Origin of the sequence: Gracilibacillus lacisalsi DSM 19029, from assembly GCF_000377765.1 — a bacterium.
In the GTDB taxonomy this organism is placed as follows: domain Bacteria; phylum Bacillota; class Bacilli; order Bacillales; family Amphibacillaceae; genus Gracilibacillus; species Gracilibacillus lacisalsi.
In genome coordinates this window covers 22,694-41,567 of sequence record NZ_KB898681.1, presented here as the reverse complement: position 1 = coordinate 41,567, position 18,874 = coordinate 22,694, and the positions used below count along the sequence as shown (strand labels likewise).

16 protein-coding genes are annotated in these 18,874 nt (G+C 38.6%); 6 read left to right on the top strand and 10 right to left on the bottom strand.

Features of this window, described 5'->3' with window-relative positions; genetic code table 11:
- Positions 1-62: 62 nt before the first annotated feature.
- On the bottom strand, positions 63-980 hold the full coding sequence (locus D569_RS0119620) for an SDR family oxidoreductase (protein ID WP_018934140.1): 918 nt from the start codon (positions 978-980) through the stop codon (positions 63-65).
- Between the two features lie 157 nt (positions 981-1,137).
- Here D569_RS0119620 and D569_RS24670 point away from each other — a divergent pair, with 157 nt between their 5' ends.
- The 6 genes from D569_RS24670 (at position 1,138) to D569_RS0119580 (ending at position 8,571) form a co-directional block, all read left to right on the top strand.
- Positions 1,138-1,308, top strand: coding sequence for a hypothetical protein (locus D569_RS24670; protein WP_018934139.1), 171 nt, complete (start codon positions 1,138-1,140; stop codon positions 1,306-1,308).
- A gap of 371 nt (positions 1,309-1,679) precedes the next feature.
- Positions 1,680-3,728 (top strand): catalase, encoded by a 2,049-nt coding sequence (locus D569_RS0119605; protein WP_018934137.1) that lies wholly within the window; start codon positions 1,680-1,682, stop codon positions 3,726-3,728.
- Between the two features lie 210 nt (positions 3,729-3,938).
- Positions 3,939-5,411: a spore germination protein gene (locus D569_RS0119600; protein ID WP_018934136.1), complete on the top strand. Its 1,473-nt coding sequence runs from the start codon at positions 3,939-3,941 to the stop codon at positions 5,409-5,411.
- Complete coding sequence (locus D569_RS0119595) at positions 5,411-6,508, top strand: GerAB/ArcD/ProY family transporter (protein ID WP_018934135.1); 1,098 nt, start codon at positions 5,411-5,413, stop codon at positions 6,506-6,508. Before D569_RS0119600 ends, D569_RS0119595 begins: the two co-directional genes overlap by 1 nt.
- A gap of 1 nt (position 6,509) precedes the next feature.
- Complete coding sequence (locus tag D569_RS0119590; RefSeq protein WP_018934134.1) at positions 6,510-7,688, top strand: Ger(x)C family spore germination protein; 1,179 nt, start codon at positions 6,510-6,512, stop codon at positions 7,686-7,688.
- A gap of 418 nt (positions 7,689-8,106) precedes the next feature.
- Positions 8,107-8,571 (top strand): hypothetical protein, encoded by a 465-nt coding sequence (locus tag D569_RS0119580; RefSeq protein WP_018934132.1) that lies wholly within the window; start codon positions 8,107-8,109, stop codon positions 8,569-8,571.
- Positions 8,572-9,095: 524 nt separating this feature from the next.
- On the opposite strand, the gene D569_RS0119575 is transcribed toward D569_RS0119580, so the two are convergent.
- The 9 genes from D569_RS0119575 to D569_RS0119535 form a co-directional block, all read right to left on the bottom strand.
- A complete protein-coding gene (locus tag D569_RS0119575) occupies positions 9,096-10,112 on the bottom strand; it encodes a DUF3231 family protein (RefSeq protein WP_018934131.1) in 1,017 nt (338 codons plus the stop codon).
- A gap of 107 nt (positions 10,113-10,219) precedes the next feature.
- The gene (locus D569_RS0119570) at positions 10,220-11,083 is read right to left on the bottom strand and encodes a DMT family transporter (protein ID WP_018934130.1); all 864 of its coding nucleotides are present in this window, start codon (positions 11,081-11,083) and stop codon (positions 10,220-10,222) included.
- 554 nt (positions 11,084-11,637) lie between these two features.
- Positions 11,638-12,096: a hypothetical protein gene (locus tag D569_RS23190; protein WP_018934129.1), complete on the bottom strand. Its 459-nt coding sequence runs from the start codon at positions 12,094-12,096 to the stop codon at positions 11,638-11,640.
- A gap of 33 nt (positions 12,097-12,129) precedes the next feature.
- Positions 12,130-13,803, bottom strand: coding sequence for a sodium:solute symporter family protein (locus D569_RS0119560; RefSeq protein WP_018934128.1), 1,674 nt, complete (start codon positions 13,801-13,803; stop codon positions 12,130-12,132).
- Positions 13,804-13,834: 31 nt separating this feature from the next.
- A complete protein-coding gene (locus D569_RS0119555) occupies positions 13,835-14,110 on the bottom strand; it encodes a DUF4212 domain-containing protein (protein ID WP_018934127.1) in 276 nt (91 codons plus the stop codon).
- Between the two features lie 296 nt (positions 14,111-14,406).
- A complete protein-coding gene (locus tag D569_RS0119550; protein ID WP_018934126.1) occupies positions 14,407-15,141 on the bottom strand; it encodes a LytR/AlgR family response regulator transcription factor in 735 nt (244 codons plus the stop codon).
- Positions 15,110-16,891, bottom strand: coding sequence for a LytS/YhcK type 5TM receptor domain-containing protein (locus tag D569_RS0119545; RefSeq protein WP_018934125.1), 1,782 nt, complete (start codon positions 16,889-16,891; stop codon positions 15,110-15,112). Before D569_RS0119545 ends, D569_RS0119550 begins: the two co-directional genes overlap by 32 nt.
- Positions 16,884-18,389 carry a solute symporter family protein gene (locus D569_RS0119540; protein ID WP_018934124.1) on the bottom strand — a complete coding sequence of 502 codons (1,506 nt, stop codon included), beginning with the start codon at positions 18,387-18,389 and terminating at the stop codon, positions 16,884-16,886. The genes D569_RS0119545 and D569_RS0119540 overlap by 8 nt, the downstream gene beginning before the upstream one ends.
- Positions 18,386-18,685 (bottom strand): DUF485 domain-containing protein, encoded by a 300-nt coding sequence (locus D569_RS0119535; RefSeq protein ID WP_018934123.1) that lies wholly within the window; start codon positions 18,683-18,685, stop codon positions 18,386-18,388. The genes D569_RS0119540 and D569_RS0119535 overlap by 4 nt, the downstream gene beginning before the upstream one ends.
- Positions 18,686-18,874: the final 189 nt, after the last annotated feature.

The window sequence follows — 18,874 nt, the reverse complement described above, 5'->3', positions numbered from 1 at the left end:
AATGTCACATAAAAATTATCATTAACTTTTTTTAAAAAAACTCTGCTTATCATTTCATCGAATTAACCAAACACCTGACCTCCGTTCACATGAAGTGTTTGTCCCGTTACAAAGCGGGAATCATCTGAGGCAAGATAGACAAACGTTGGGGCGATTTCAAACGGTTGACCTTGGCGATCCATCGGGTTACCTGCAAGTGCAACTTCATCAGCAGAAAAACTGGAAGGTATTAATGGTGTCCAAAAACGCCCTGGGGCAATGGCATTGACTCTTATCCCTTTTTTGACTAGATTTCTGGCAAGTGCACGAGTAAAGCCGATATTAGCTCCTTTAGTTGCAGTATAATCAATTAATTGATCGTATCCGTAAAATGTCACAACTGAGGAAGTATTAATGATTGAACTCCCTGCTTTTAAGTATTTTAGTGCCGCTCTTGTTGTATAAAAATGAGAGTATATATTCACTTTAAACGTGTCATCAAACTGTTCATCTGTAATATCTTCTAAACTTAACTGCTGAAATTGAATGCCGACATGGTTGCATAAAACATCTAGCTTACCAAATTTTTCTACGGTCTTTTCTACAATCGCAATGCATTGCTGCTTTTCTCTTAAATCTCCTGGTAATAGCAAACAACTCTGACCTAAATCTTCAATTCGGTTTTTAGTTCGGTTGGCATCATCATGTTCATCTAAATAAGCAATCGCTACGTTCGCTCCCTCTTTTGCAAAAGCAATCGCAGCTGCTGCACCCATTCCACTATCTCCACCTGTAATAAGTGCTACCTTATCTTTTAACTTCCCACTTCCCTGATATTGAGGATTTTCAACGATCGGTTTAGGCACCATTAAATCTTCTACACCAGGTTGGCGATATTGACGTTGTTCAGGCACTGTCAAGGCTACCTCTTCATATTGGGTTATCTTTCCGTAATTCGGATACATGGGATACTCTTCATGGCTCGGCCTGTTATCAGACATGTAAAAACCTCCTTTTAAAACTCGCTAAAAGTACTCTATGTCATATAGGCGCATGTCGTGTTTGTCTTACAGATGAAAACTTTTGATTCAAAGAATTTAAAATAAACTAGCTCGCTAAGATAAAAGAAAGCATAACCTGCTATCAGGAGGTGAAACAATGCGCTATTATTACAACCCAGAAGTAAAGTACTTATTGATTTCAGAATCTCATAAAACGGAAAATGTTTTATACGACAACAATCCAACACCTTGGCGACTGCCTGCGATTGGATCTAGACCACCTTATTATGCGAATCCTAGCTATCAACCATATTATCCAACCATATAACACAGAGTGAAAAAATCAGGAAAAATTAAAACTTTAAATAAGACGACCAATTCAAGCAGGAAGCATAGCATTTTTTCATAGTAGATATATAGAAGTATATAATCGTTTATCCATGGAAGAGAGCACTTTTTCCTCGGAACAGGACGGCGCTTCCGGGGATATCTCCTTCCCTTCCCTGGATATAGTCGTTTATCCTCGGAAGAGAACTCTTTTTCCTCGGAGCAGAGACAGCGCTTCCGGAGATATCTCCTTCAGTGGGGTTGCAAGACGGCATAGAAAATACTTTTGTCCCTCCTTACATATCACGCAACAAAAAATGAAAATAATCCCAAATACTTCTTCATATCATGTAACAAGAAGGAGGTATGAAAATGGCCGATGAACGTAAAGGACATACAAACAAAAAAGACCATCAGTTAGATCAGTTTCGTGTCGATGATAAAGGGAAAAAGCTGACTACCAATCAAGGGCTAAAAGTATCAGAAGATGAATTTTCACTCAAAGCGGGCGTACGTGGTCCCACTTTAATGGAAGATTTCCATTTCCGTGAAAAAATGACTCATTTTGATCATGAACGAATTCCTGAACGGGTTGTCCATGCACGTGGATTTGCAGCTCATGGTGAATTCCAACTCTATAAAAGTATGAGAAATGTTACGAAAGCAAAATTTTTACAGGACGTAACCATTATAACTCCTGTGTTCGTTCGTTTTTCAACAGTAGTAGGCTCACGAGGATCTGCTGATACTGTTCGGGATGTGCGCGGGTTCGCAACAAAATTCTATACAGATGAGGGTAATTTTGATTTAGTCGGGAATAATATACCAATTTTTTTCATCCAAGACGGTATTAAATTCCCTGATATGGTACATGCAATTAAACCGGAGCCACACAATGAAATACCACAAGCATCATCAGCACATGACACATTTTGGGACTTTGTCGCTAACAATCAAGAAACAGCTCATATGATCATGTGGCTTATGTCTGATCGAGCAATCCCTAGAAGCTTTCGAATGATGGAAGGCTTCGGCGTGCATACATTCCGTTTTGTCAATGAACAAGGTAAAGCCTATTTTGTGAAATTTCACTGGAAACCTACGCTTGGTACCCATTCACTTATCTGGGATGAGGCACATGAACTAGCCGGAAGAGATCCTGACTTTCATCGCCGCGATCTATGGGAAGCGATTGAGAATGGATATTATCCTGAATTTGAATTAGGTGTTCAAATCATTAACGAAGAAGATGAGTTTGCCTTTGATTTTGATATTTTAGATGCCACGAAGATTTGGCCAGAGGAAGACGTACCTGTTCGAATTATCGGCAAAATGACATTAAACCAAAATGTCGATAATGTATTTGCAGAAACAGAACAAGTTGCCTTTCATCCTGGGCATGTAGTACCTGGAATCGATTTTACCAATGACCCTCTTTTGCAAGCACGATTATTCTCTTATACAGATACACAACTTATTCGACTCGGTGGTCCAAACTTTCATGAAATTCCAATTAATAGACCGGTTTGTCCATTCCATAACAATCAACGTGACGGCTATCACCGACAAACGATTAACGTTGGCAAAGTAAGCTACCACAAGAACTCATTAGCTGGGAATACCCCATCAGAAGCAAGTGTTGCAGAAGGAGGTTATCAACACTACCAAGAAAAAGTAGAAGGGCGTAAAGTCCAAGGTAGAAGTAAAAGTTTTGCAGATCACTTCTCTCAGGCGACATTATTTTGGAACAGTATGAGTGAAACGGAAAAAATGCATATTGTTGATGCATTTAGATTTGAATTAGGGAAAGTGAAAAGCAAATCTGTTAGGCAACAAGTTGTCGATATGTTTGCTAACGTGAACTTAGACTTAGCGACAGCAATTGCTGTAGATATCGGTGTAGTTCCGCCTAAATCAGGTGGTTCGAATATAACAAAAGCATCTCCTGCACTTAGTCAGCTGAATACAACATATAGTGCTTTTTCTCGTTCGGTTGCGGTTATTGCCACAGATGGCTTTCATGATGCTGATGTAAAATATGTATTGTCCTCCCTAAAAGCATCCGGTCTCCAGCCCGAAATTGTTAGTGAAAAACTCGGCATCATAACAGGAATGAATGGCACACAGCTTGAAGTTGATCATACGAACTTAACAGCTGATTCAGTGTTATTTGATGCAGTATATATGATTAGAGGAAGTGATAGAAATAAGAAATTTAATAAGGATATAGCGTACTTTATTGACGAAGCATTCTCTCATTATAAGACAATAGGTGCTACACATGAAGGAATACAATGGTTGGAAATCAATGATTTTGACGGTAAACCCGGCGTGGTGGTTGCAAATAACATGAACAACTTTGCCCATGAATTTATAAAGGAGGTTGCCGTTCATCGACATTGGAATCGGCAAGTAATTTAAAGATTGCATACTAAAGGATGTGAGCCAGTGATAATGATCTCTGGCTCATTTTTTGTTCATCTTAACCAACGTGCATTTGAATAGAAACAATTAAAATTGGGAAACCCAAATAAGAAGCTCGAAAAGGTTGAGGTGGTTAAAATACGCATAAACTCTTTTTTTAATCGGAATAGAAAAAAGGAGCCAAAGGATAAGAATATTAGTCAATTAGTGAAAAACATAGATGAAAATTTGCAAAATATTAAGACATTATTAGACGAACCGGCTGATTTAGCAATTCGAAAATTTACCGTTCGTGGTTCAAATCATCAGTGTGCCATTGTTTATATAGATGGATTAGTGGATGGTCTATATGTACGAAATAACATTATAGAAAATATACAATTAGAAACAGAAAAAAAGCAATTACCAGATAATAAACAAAAACTCTTTGATGAATTAAACCAAGAAATTCTTTCTACTACCTCACTTCAAATAGGATATACCTTAGATGATGTGTCCAATGGAATTTTAAACGGGAGTACAGTACTTTATTTAGATGGTATAGATAAAGTGTTTATTATCAAGACACAAGGCTGGGACAAACGTGATATTCAAGAACCAGTAACAGAATCTTTAATACGTGGTCCGAGAGATGGTTTCGTTGAAGATTTACGTACGAATATGGTTTTGATGCGTCGATATATCCACGATCCAAATTTACGATTCAAGACGTATCAAATTGGTAGACGTTCAAAGAAAAGTTTAGTAGTAGCATATATAGATGATGTCATTCATCCAGATATTTTAAAGGAAGTAAAGAGACGGATCGAATCGATTGACACAGATGATGCACCTGAATCAGGTTTTATCGAACAATGGATTGAGGATAACTACCTTTCTCCTTTTCCACAAATTATGAATACCGAGAGACCAGATAAAGCCTCCGCTGCTCTTATGCAAGGGAAGGTTGTCATTATGCTTGATGGCAGTCCGTTTGTTCTAATTGCTCCCTCAACATTAGGAAGTGCCATGCAATCCCCTGAGGATTATTATGAGCGATGGACAATTGGAACCTTACTGAGAGTATTACGTTATTTAGGAGCTTTTATCGCTATATTCTTACCATCATTATATATCGCATTAGTGTCTTTTCATCCAGGAATGATTCCAACCAATTTAGCATTTTCCATTGCAGCTTCCAGGGAAGGAGTTCCTTTCACTCCTTTGATAGAAGCATTTCTTATGGCTGTCACCATGGAGTTATTGCGAGAAGCAGGGGCAAGATTGCCAAAGACGATTGGACAAACCATTGGCATTGTAGGTGGACTAGTCATAGGAGATGCTGCCGTACAAGCTGGAATTGTTAGTCCTATCATGGTCATTGTTGTTGCCCTTAATGCCATTGCCTCGTTCGCCTTACCGGCATACAGTCTTGCAATTGCTTTTAGAATTATTCTGTTTGGTTTTATATTTTTAGCTGGAACATTTGGGCTCTATGGAATTATTATCGGGTACATCATAGTAAACATTCATATTGTTAACCTTAAAAGTATTGGTGTTCCCTATACAACGCCATTTGCACCTACCTTCTTTAAGGATTGGGAAGACCTTATCTTTCGTAAACCCGTTCCACAATTAACGAAACGCCCAGTATATATGGAAACAAAAGATAAGCAGAAAGTAGATAAGGAGACTAGGTAATGAAAAGGTTTGAATACGCTGATGAGAAAATTTCTGATAAGCAAATTTTGGTAGCTGTACCTTCATTTGTGATTGGCATAGGAATCCTTTCACTACCACAGAACATTGCCTCTGTAACCACGGCATCTGATGGCTGGATCCCGCTATTGATAGGAGGAGTGATTACCGTTCTCATCACTTGGTCTGTTGCTAAACTCTCAGCAAGCTTTCCAAATCAGACTTTTATAAATTATGCATCAACTATTGTAACAAGGCCTATTGCGATTGTTTTAACCTTACTATTTTCCATCCTATCAACTAGTATAACTTCTTTACAGGTTCGCCAAATCGCTGACATTGCCAAACATTATTTATTAAAAGAAACACCGGTGGAAATCATTTCATTCACTTTTCTGTTATTGATCATTTATGCTGTAGCAGGTTCAAGGATTGGATTATTCCGCTTAAATACCATGTTCTTACCATTTGTATTATTCGTTGCAGTAATCGTTATTGTCTTTAATATTCAATGGTTTGACCCCGCCTTCTTATTACCAACTTTCGAAACTAGTTTTAGTGGACATATAGAGGGGATAAAAAACAGTGTATTATCTTATGCAGGATTTACTATTTTGTGGTTTTATATCACCATTGTAAAAGAACCAAAAAAGACTCCTAAAATGGCTGCTATCGGAATGTGTATACCAGTCGTTTTATATATATTTCTTTATCTTACCTGTATTCTGGTTTTCGGAAACTCTGTTACCTCCAATTTGCAATATCCGACCATTGAGCTCGCTAAAATCCTGGAGATTCCCGGTGGTATCTTGGAACGGTTTGAATCACTTTTTTTCGTTATTTGGATAATGGCTATTTTCAATACAACTGCCATGACATTTGATATTGCTGTGCTTGCACTTCATTCTATTTTTGCAAATACAGGTAAAATAAAGCTTATATTTATAATCGGCCCGATTGTATATGTTACCGGCATGTATCCCCAAGACTTAGTTCAAGTTTCTATCTTCGGATCGTTTATTGGCTATAGTTCTGTTTTATACACGGTATTTGTTGCGCTTTTATTATTTACCATCGCTAAAATAAGGAGGGTGAAGTAATATGAAACGCTTTTTATCAATTCTGTCTTGCTTCACTTTACTATTACTTACAGGATGTTGGGATGAATTGCCAATCGATGAACGAGGTTTTGTTATTGGTAGTGCGCTGGATATGGCTGATAAAAATACAGAAGGTACTTATGATATAACACTGACAAGTCAGTTTGTTATAGCGGGTAACTTATCCAATCCCACCCAAGATGGAGGAGAAGACCAAGCGGCATTCAAAAATATATCTGCTACTGGTCAGAGTTCCTTTCAACTTTCTAGGGAAATGTTAGGTCTTATAAATTTGATCCCTAACTATGAACATTTGAAGATTTTAATCGTTTCCAGTGACATTGCGCGTGAACCTAATTTATTTTCCAGTGTCGTAGATGGTTTTATTCGTGACCATGAAATGCGTAGAGGAATAAAGGTGATGGTATCAGAAGGAGACGCAAAAGATGTACTTAATATCCAAACGGAAACCGAACCACTCCCTTCTCGATTCATCGACAAGATCATGGAAAACAGTGTAAAATCGCTAGAATTAATCGAACCAGTTCGGATAGGGCAATTACATCGTTATTTGTTAGATGAAGACAGCTATACGCTACCACTTTTAACACTATCAGAGGATAATGTTAAGTATGAAGGGGTAGCCGTGTTTGACGGGAAGTCAGATCATCAAGTTGGAACAATTTCTGGTGATGACTTAAAAGGTTTTCGACTAATTAAAGGGAATATTTCAAATGGGATGTTACTTTTTCATATAGATGGGCAACTTATGATATATGAAATGAATGCCGCAAAAAGTTCCATCAAAATAAATGCTGACAATCCAGACAATGTAAAAATATCGATATCCATTGATACAGAGGGAGCTATTGCTGAAATGTTTGGAAGTAGGTCGCTTTTAGATCAAGCATATATGGATAAAATTGAAAAGCAAATAGCAGAAAAAATCGAGCAAATTGTTACCCATACAGTGGAGATTGCCCAACAGGAATTAGAAATTGACTTTTTCGGTTTTAGTAATATTTTAAGAGAAAAACACTATGATGACTGGAAAAAAATGAAGGACGATTGGGATCATGGAGATAAACTGTTTACACAAAGTACAGTAGATGTATCAGCTAACGCTATTGTCAGAACTATTGGATCCTCAGATAAAGCTAAAGACAAAGGAATGGAGTGAGAAAGATGTGGGATAATATAATAGGTAGATTGCCTGATAAATTAATACTAGTTTGCACCTTATTAACTTTTATCGTGCCCTATATTTTCTATAAAATAAATCAAAAGCTGCACCAAAACGGTGATCCCCCTTGGAAGAAAAAGGTCTAGTTATTTACTTAAATCCTTTTCTTCCGGACTCCACTTTGTCACAGCAGCATTTTCCCAGGATCATTCTAATTATTTTCTATATTATTCCATATAATTAGTTATATTTCATTCCATTATTTGGAATACTAATATCAACGATCAATTTAAGAAGGTGTAAAAATGAACCATAATACTGCTTTCATATTGCTAAACAGAAGATACTCCCCTTTCAAGCAACCTTTTCTTTCCATATCCGTCACTTTGCTTACTAAAAGAAAGGTGCTAGAAATGTGAAGGCATCTGAGGCTATACTATGGAGTATCGCATTACCTGGATTCGCTCAAGTGCTCAATGGAAGAATAGTTAAGGGGATTATCTTAATTGGATTAGAGTTTTTAATTAATGTTCAGTCACATTTAAACCAAATCATTATTTTTAGTTTTTATGGCCAAATTGATATGGCTATTGCAACAGCAAACTTTCAATGGCTCATGTTTTACCCATGTTTATATTTTTTTGCTATGTGGGATGCATATCGCGATGCAGGCGGTGATAAGAAGCCCTATGCTTACTTGCCATTTGTATTTTCTGCGTATTTCGTAACGGTGGGGACGATCTATTCTTCAACGTTCACTTTGTTCGAGGTCCCTTTAGGTCCTTTATGGCTACCAATATTAAGTGTAATACCAGGGATGTTTGTGGGATTTCTGTTGCAAGTATTCATGAGAAAGCGAAACTCCATAAGATATCAATAGAGAGAAGTGCCGAAGATACATCCTTTTGTTAAATAATTCATAACATGAAAAACTGGGAAAGCCCACCTTGTCCTTATCATTGACCAAAATAATATATCGATAGTATAAAGTAGTTATTTTGAGATGGATATTGGGCGTAACAACCGCTACGGCTTGCCCACGTCGCTTTCCGTGGGGCGCGTCTTCAGCTAACTTTTTCCACAGGAGTGAAAGTGGGCGGTCTGCGCTATTATCATGCTCTACAACGCTAGCATGAAGTAACACAGCTGCTTTTATAATCACCATTAGCGATTTTTCAATTTATCCATTGTAAAAAGTCAACCTATTACTTCTAACAAGAATTGTTGCATCTTCTAATAACGAAGACTCCTGTGGGAACTCACGCGACGAAAATCCACTTTACAAAATTAGTTGAGGCTGTGCACGCCAAAGCGAAGTAATTAATCGGAGCGTGCCCAATACAGATAAACCATTTCAAAATAACTACTTCGCTTGTCATTGCACTGATTTTATACTTTCTGAGATTATTCTTCTTTATTTCTTACTAATTTCTCGCGATCTATCGTTCCTGGTGGTTGCTCTAACCAATTGTTCTCGATCATAATATCTGCACCACTTTTGGCTAACTTTGATACTTCTAACGACAGACGTTCATAATCGACCATCAAGTCACTTCGTTGACTGGCAGCTGCAGCAGTAGCATAATTACCAATTCCAGCTGACATGAGTAGTGACATATGAAACATTATTAACTTGTCGGAGAATGTTTTAGTAGTCGAATCACTTATTGAGAGATCTGGAACCTCAGGTGCATCCATATCATTTTCTAAGAGTGTATCAGTGAAAACTTTAACATGCTTTTGGGAGACTTTTTTTGCTCTCAACATAAAATCTTGTACTTCCTTTGTTGGAGAGGTTTGAGCAAATGAAATACATAACTTTGTTCCTATTATGTTTGTCTTAATATTCATATATAAATGGGAAATCTCGATAGCATTTAATGGGCGTTTTTGATTTAAAGGGTTTATTCCACTCATATATTTTTTTCTATTCACATAATCCGTTTTCTTGGGGACTTCTATATATGGATGCCTTGCATTTACTCCTTTAGATTGAGCAATTGCTGTTGACTGATTAAAAAGATTCATTGTCTCGTTGAGAGCTTGCGAAAAGTAATCTCGTATATCCTCCCTATAACTCATGGAGAGAAAGCCACTATATGATACTAACCCTACGTTCGCCATATGATTCACATAGCTTAAACAAAATAAATCTGTATAAAGCCAAGGTGCATTCATGTTCACATCTTGTTCGGTAAAACCATTTGGTTTCGCAAAATCTTCTTGCTCAAAGAAAGCGAGTAATTGCTCAAGATGACTTGAAGAAAGGTCATAAGCATACTGTATAACTGATTTTATATCTGCATCTTCAATATGTTCCAACATAAAGCCTAACACGCAGTTCGCCATACTGTCATTCATATATCCCGTCCATAGTGAGGCAATCTCACTCGATGTTAGATGAATTATTTTGTCACGCATAAGTAACCTCCAATAATAGTATTCATATGTTTATTATGCTCAAAAATCATGCATAATATGAGATATAATCTATATACGGCCTATCTATTAGAGGAGGTTAATTAATGTTATGGTGACGATTTTCGAATCGACAAAAAAACGAGCGCGGAAAAGATTAGGGCTAAACCTATAAGTATTTGTACAGTTATTACTTCTTTTACAACTACCATTCCTAAAATAGATGCGGTAAGTGGTTCTGCAAGTGAAAGTGTCACAGCTGTTGCTGCCGAAGTGCCTAACAAACCACGGGCAAAGAATAAGTAAGCAATCGCAGTTGCTAAAATTCCTAAATGTAATGCTACGATAATGCCGTTCGATTCCAATAACCAAGAAAAATCATATAAGAATAAAATTGGTGATAATAAAATCGCGGCCAACGTGAACACCACTGCAACAACTGTTTCTGAACGATGTTGTTCCAATAACTTTTTGCTAAACAAGGTATATGCTGCAAAGGATAACCCCGCCCCAACAGCCATCAGAATCCCTAAGGGCGATATGGTAACAGTCTCTTGATTCGAAGCTAGCAATGTACAACCTGCTATCGCTAAAATAGTAGCCAACCACCATCTTCGGTCAGGGATATGTCGATAAAATAACCACTCTAGTAATCCAGCTAATATTGGTGCACTCCCAATTGCTACCACCGTACCAACTGCTACCCCTGTCCAAGATACCGCGGAGAAAAAAAGTGGTTGATAAGCTGCCATCGATACTGCTGCTAAACATGTCGTTAGCTTGGGCCACCTTTTGATATAAAATTTTCCTTGTATAACTACAAATACTAATAAAACTATTCCACCTATCGCTAAACGAATCGCACCAATAGCAACAGGATGTGCGGATGATGGTGCAAAACTTTGAGCTGTACCTGTTGTCCCCCATAGTACAGCAGCGATCAATATCAATATAAAAGCTTTCCGCTGGCTCATAAAACGCTCTCCCAACTCTCTTATGACTGCGTGAACAACGCAATTCAAAATCATTTATTTTCCTATAATATACCAGTTTTAGATTTGTTTACACAAATGGAAAAATTAAATAAGTTGGACAAAACGCACCTAACTACTTTGGTGTAGATAAAATATCTGGACAGTATTACCACCATTATGGTTGCTTACTTCTCTTTTGACGTATCTAATACCAGGAAAACCACTGAATGTATTGGTAAGATTTCCTGGTAAAACGGAATTAACCGGGAAATCTGCCTATTAAAATGAGGAGTTTTCCCGGTAAAAATATAGTTACAGGGAAAACGACCAAGTAGCATAAGAGGTTTTCCCGATAATAAAGATACCGAAGTTAGTTGAGGACGTTCCCGCGGAAAGGGATGCGGGCAGCCGGAGCGATGCTTTCCGTCTACATATCATCTCAAAATGACCACCTATGATACAAAAACACTATCATTCCGCTTATTATATGCTTTCCTTATAAAATAAAGGCTCTCCATAAGTCATTAACGATAACTTATAGAGAGCCCTTTTCGCTATGTTGTCCCCTCTATTCTTTTATTAGAAGTAATAACTGCCTTTTCTTCACGTACAAATCTGCTAGACCCAAGCCATGCAGCAAGTGCAAAAATTAAATAAATAGCCTGTGTCGCATGTGCTCCTTGAAGAATGACCTGCAATCCCATACCAAAACCGAGGGAAGGGATTGCGATCAGAAACGTCCGGAAGATCCGCTCGAAGCCTTTTTCAAGCGGCAGTGGCCAAATTCGGGAGAAAAATACTCCTAAAGCAACTCCCATACCTGATACAACAAAAAGCTGTACCAAAGTAATCGGGGTAGGAAATGGCCAGTTCATCAGATAGTGACCAGTTAAATAAAAGATCTCAAGAAACAGGGTTATCCCGATCACCTTTTGAAACGTCTTGATATTTATCCATGGATGGAACAGATATAAGACGATTAAAAGAACAGCTAAAACCAAAGTCCAATTCATCTTTTCTCTCCTTTCTGCCACTTGATCTTTTGATTACTCATCTATCTCGGGAGCACGGACATTTTCGATTAATTCTTGGATGTCTTTAGGCGGTTCTGGAGTCATCCGGGAAACAATAAAGCTGACGATAAAGTTCAGTATCATCCCGACCACCCCGACACCTTGAGCATTAATACCAAAGAAACTATCTAAGATCGGTGCTTCTGTACCAAAAATAGATGGGGAGAGTATCGCACCGATCATAATCAATGTGAAACTCAAACCAGCAATAATACCTGCGACTGCACCTTCTTTATTCATTCGCTTGTCAAAAATACCTAACAATATAACCGGGAACAAACTTGCTGCACCTAAACCAAAGGCAAGTGCTACAACCTCTCCGGCAAATCCTGGAGGGTTTATACCGACATATGCTGCAATAGCCAGTGCAATGAGTAAGGTAATCCGGCCAACTCGCAATCGTTGTGATTCTGAAGCACTTTTATTAAAGATCCGATAATAGATATCATGTGATACAGCACTTGTCATCGTAATTAATAAACCTGATGCCGTTGACAATGCTGCTGCTAAACCACCTGCTGCAACTAATGCAATAATAAAAGGAGCCAGATTTGCCACTTCTGGAGTGGATAACACGATAATATCTCCATCAATGGAGACCTCATTGTCTTCACCACCAGTAAAATTCACGACTCCATCACCATTGACATCATCTAATTGTAAAAGACCAGTTGTTTCCCACTTACTTACCCACTCAATACTCTGAACTTCTTCGATTGGCTTATCTGCGATCGTATCGATGAGATTGTATTTAGCAAATGCACCAACTGCAGGTGCAGTTAAATAAAGCAGGCCAATAAAAATGATTGCCCAAACCGCTGACCAACGAGCTGCACGAACACTTTTAACCGTATAGAAACGGACGATTACGTGAGGAAGTCCAGCCGTCCCTGCCATTAAAGCTAGCGTAACCATAAAGACATTAATCATAGAAAGATCTGTAAATGGCGCCATATACTCCGTCATACCAAGATCTACTTGGATTTGCCCCAAGCGATCAACAATATCACTGCTTGTTATGGCGAGTTGCGGAATGGGATTACCTGTTAACTGAAACGAAATGGCAAACGCCGGTATTAAAAAAGCGATAATAATGACAAAATATTGAATCGCTTGTGTCCAAGTAACCCCTTTCATTCCACCAAGTAATGCAAAGAAGCCAACAATAGCCATGCCAATTAAAACTCCGACAACAATATCAACCTGAAGATAACGACTGAAAACAATTCCAACCCCACGCATTTGACCGGAAATATACGTAAGCGAGATAAAAATGGTTGCAACTGCTGCTACCGCACGAGCACCACTTGAATAAAAACGATCACCAATAAAGTCAGGAACTGTAAACTTCCCGAATTTACGTAAATATGGAGCAAGTAGTAATGCTAACAGGACGTAACCACCAGTCCATCCCATTAAGTAAATGGTTCCGTCATAGCCTAAAAATGCAACCAGTCCTGCCATCGAAATGAAAGAGGCTGCAGACATCCAATCCGCAGCAATGGCAGCCCCATTGGCTACAGTTGGAACTCCCTGTCCTGCGACATAAAAATTGGACGTATCTCGAACCCTTGACCACCAACCAATTCCTGTGTAAACAGCGAATGTAATAAGTACCAGAATAATCGTAATAACTTCAACACTCATGAAAACCCTCCTTATACCTGCTTACCTAAGTCTAATTCCCATCCTTTATCATTTCTTTATATTGCTTATCGAGTTTATCCATCCGAATGGCATACGTAAGTATCAGAATGATAAATACCAATATCGAACCTTGGTGTGCAAACCAGAACGATAACGATACATTTAAAAATTGGACATTGGAGAGAGGTTCAGCAAACAGAACACCAGCACCAAGACCAACTAAAAACCAAACAATAAGCAAACCTATGATTAGTTGGATATTTTTCTTCCAATACCATCTCTGTTTTTCATTGAGTGTTTGATTCATTGACTATTCCCATCCCTTCCTACTTTTATTAATCTTAGAGTATTTAGTAAACGCTTACAAATTGCCGTGAATTAACTCCTGCCTACTATAAATTTGCCACGGCAATAACCATCCGTAAGCCTCCAAAATCAGAAGTGTTACTTTCTGCTTTCAAAGCCCATCCTCTTTGAAAGCAGAAAAAATACTAAATACTCTAACATTTGTATTTAGTATATTAGATATAATTGATTCAATTTCGAGATTTTCTTGAAATGCCGTTCTATCTGTTTAAAATGTTGAATTGATTGTATGAATGGTTAATTTAATCCTTGTAGCACATCAAAAAATTCTTTAGCTATCGTTCTGCTCATTGGAACTTGCGATTTATTTTTATCCTTAATTACAATGTTATAGGCTCCGTTAAACCATGGTGTAATTTCCTCGATCGCATCAAGATTAACGAGATAACTTCTATGCGGTCGGTAAAAAGGAAAGGCAGCCAGCTTCTCTTCTAGCTCTTTTAAATTCATTTTAGTTTCGATAACTTCATTTGTTAATGTGTGTAACAGCAACTGTCTTCCTTCACGGACTGCATAACCGATTTGAAATGGATCCACAACCACCATTTTATTTTCAGTAGAAATAATCAATTTATCAATTTTTCGCTTTTTTTGCTGCTTTTTTTGCAGTTCTTCCCTTACTCGTTTCATAGCGGTGTCAAAACGAGCTTTGTCAAAAGGTTTTAATAGGTAATCTGTCGCTTGAAGGTCAAATGCTTGAACAGCATAGGTGTCGTAAGCCGTAGTAAATACAATTACTGGCTCATCCCCCTCTTCATTACGCAATGTCTCTGCCACTTCCAAACCTGTGAGGCCTGGCATATGTATATCTAGAAACAGGACAGCAGGCTTATATTCATGATACAACTGAATTAATTGCTCGCCATTCTCCGCACTTGGACATAAGCTCACATCTTCTTCCTGCTCAAGCAGATAAGACAGTTCTTCCCGTCCAAGACGCTCATCCTCTGCGATCATCACGTACATTTTCATTTATGCCACTCCTTGTATCAACAAGTATTTTAAATGAAACGGAACTTCCTTGTTCCGGATTGTTGCGAAAGTGTAGCCGACTCCTCTCTCCCATAATTCCTTTCAACCGTTCATTAATATTATATAAGGCTGTACCATTACCATTCTGTTGATCAATAGGTTCTGTTCCGAGTAATGCAAGCATATCATCTGAAAAACCTTTCCCATTATCGCGAACTTCAATATGAACCCATTCTTCTTTCTTTTTAATAGTTAAATCAATTTCACCTTTGATTTGATTATTCTTTAGCCCGTGTTGAATACAATTTTCAATAAGGGGTTGCAATGTTGCTGGCGGTATCAATACATCTTCAAGATCTCGATCAATATGAATGTTAATGATGAGCTGATCCATGAAACGTGCAGTTACAATTTCCACATAGGCATTCACATGCGCGAGTTCATCTTTCAAAGGAATTAGCGTTTTGCTGGCGATGGACAGGTTCGCACGCATATAGTGACTTAGCTGTATGAGGATATGACGTGCTTTTTCCTGATTGACTCGCATCAAAGAATGAAGCAAATTAAAGGTGTTAAATAGAAAATGTGGATTTATCTGTGCCTGAAGATTTCGTATTTCCGCTTCCTTCAGAAGTTCTTTCATCCTCTCCGCTTCAAAACCACTGATTTGATTAGAGATAATGGTGCCTAGACCTTTAGCAAGTTCGATTTCTACAGCCCGAATTTGTTGGGAATGGCGAAAATATAAATTAATCAGACCAATTATCTCGCCAGAACGGTAAATCGGTACCATTATCGCGGTTTTCAGTGGACAGGTTTCAGATCGACATTGGATCCCCTCCCTGTCATAAGCAACCTGTATATCTCCAGTATCAAGTGCTTTGTGTGATAGCCGCATTTTAAGTGGCTCTCCTAATCGATGATGGTCATCCCCCAGACCGACATGGCTGAGCACCTTCTCTTTATCTGTAATCGCAATTGCAGCTACATCCAACTCATCATAGAGAAGTTTCGCCATTTTGTTTGCATTAGAGATTAAGGAAGCATCCTGAAGTATCGGCAAAGCTTTCTCAGCAATCGATAAAGCCCGATTTGTTTCAATCGCTGCTTCTCTTTCCGTTTCATTAAGTGCAGCTCGGATTACCATCGTAAAAATAGCAAGCGCAACAGCATTAGTAATGACAAGAGGGATGCCAATTGTATTGACAAGCTCAACACCTTTTTCTTGATCGGAAATAAAAATCAACAGCAAGCCCATATGCAAGACCGGTGGGAACATCCCAATAAATAATGCCTTGCCCGGTGCAATGACTCGCTCATCCGAAAAAAACTGACCTGTCCACCCCGTAATTAAACCTGCCAATGGGTTAATCAAACTATTTGCAATCCAAGCATCTCCACCAATAAAGGCAAGATAAATCCCCGTAATAATTCCTGTACAAAGACCAACATATGGCCCACCAAGCAGGCCAGCAATCATGACCACTACCGTACTGAAACCGATCAAGACCTCATTAGATGTCACATCGTTTATTCTCGATTCAAGTGCCAATGTATCCATTTCGATTAACACACCGGTGTGCGTCCCCAATATCCCAATAAATCCAAATACAATCGCTAGATAAATCACGGTATCAATGGCAAAATCTCTGTCTAATAACGAACGGAACCCCGGTATTTGGGTTAACATAAATGCCGCTAGCAAAAGCAAACCGATCCTTTCAAATAAAACGATGGTGAGGTCAATCATGCGAAACAGCCTCCTGTTTGTCGCTGTACAGTTTTAAGAAAAGATCTTCATAGCTTTTCTCGTCTTTCTTTCCTGACATCGCACCGATCACACCACCAGCAAAGCCGGCAGGGATTGATAGAATACCAGGATTAGAGAGTGGTAAGATGCCAATCCCCTCTGGACCTAACACCACTAGAATGATGGATATAAGAAAACCAGATAATAGTGTAGTATAGCCACCGATTCTGTTAAATCGCCTCCAGTAAAACGTAAGAATCAGCAAAGGGAATAGTGTGGAAGCTGCAATCGCAAAAGTAATCGATACAAGAAAAGCAACATTACTCTCTTCCATTCCGATCGATAAGAGGATCGACAATATGCCGATCACAACAGCAACCATTCTAGCAACCTGTAGCTGTTTTTTCTCTTCAACTCTTTTTTTCTTCCAAAGATGGTAGTAGATATCGTGCGCAAAAGAAGAAGTTGCGGCAAAAATCAACCCGGTTACTACAGCAATGATAGTGGCAAAGGCAACAGCCATCACAAAGGCAATTAGAAAATCACCGCCGACCGCTTCTGCTAACAATAATGCCGCTAGATTCCCACTGGAGTCTGCCTGTATCAATGTTTCACTTCCTACAAGTGCAATGGTCCCGACACCCAAAATAAGTGTCATAATGTAAAACAAGCCAATAATCCATGAGGCAGACATAGCAGATACTCTTGCCTCCTTAGCATTATTCACCGTTAAAAACCGAATTAGTATATGTGGAAGTCCTGAAGTACCAAGCATTAAGGTTAAAGTAAGTGAAATTTTGTCTATGGAGTTAGTAAACAGATTTCCAGGATAAAAAAATGACTCCCCATGTGGACTTTGCTCTACCGCATCTGCTATTAGACCAAAAAAATCCCAATTCAGCCAGGACAACAAAATAAAAACAACTAATAATGTTCCACACATCAGCAGTACAGTTTTGATAATCTGAACCCAAGATGTTGCCAGCATTCCCCCAAAGGCAACATACACCGTCATTAACACCCCGATAATGCTCACTGCTACTCGAAAATCTACCCCTAGTAAAAGACGAATCAGTAAACCAGAAGCTACGAGCTGTGGGATCATATATAAAACCGAAATACAAATACCACTAATGGCCACGGCAGCACGCATCCGGTTCCCTGGAAATCGAGCAGCAACCACGTCTGCTACAGAATAGGTGCCAAGCCGATGGATCGGTTCCACAATTAATAGCAACAATATCACATAAGAAATAAGAAAACCTGTGGCATACAAGAACCCATCATAACCATAAAGTGCGATTAATCCAGTAATTCCAAGAAATGAAGCCGCACTAATGAAATCACCAGCTATCGCCATCCCATTTTGCATACCGGACAGGCTACCTGCTGCCACATAAAATTGATGCACTGTTCTACTCCGCTCTGCTGCCCAATGGGTAATGACCAGCGTACCTATTACGATAACAACGAAAAAGATAAAATAGGTAAAATTCATTGGTCACCTCCGGCTTTGGCTTGTTCGCCTCTTTCATCAAGCTTTCGATTAAATGATTTCGTGAAAAAGAAATGCCAGACCCCAATTCCCCAAGTCATTAGAAATAATAAGAGGACATACCCCCATGCCAACGGGAGAAAATAAATATTTTGCTCTGACATAAAACCGGTTAAAACAATAGGAAACAATATATAAAAGAGAATAATGATTGCAGCGGTAGAAATGAGAATACGGTGTTTTTTCCTTATCTGATCGCTAATTTGGTAAGCGGTTTCATTACTTTGGCTATTTTTCACGCTAATCCTCCTCTTTGAAGGAATCTTAAAGTGAGATTTATCAGAGTTTTAATGCCCGTGCCCCCTTACTTAGCTTCTTTGCAAGTTAGGAGTTTTACGGACGGATTGAACCATGATTTCATTTTCTTTATCGTAAGCAATTATAAAGGAGCGTGTATAAATATGTCAATTTTGTGAACGAATACGCGA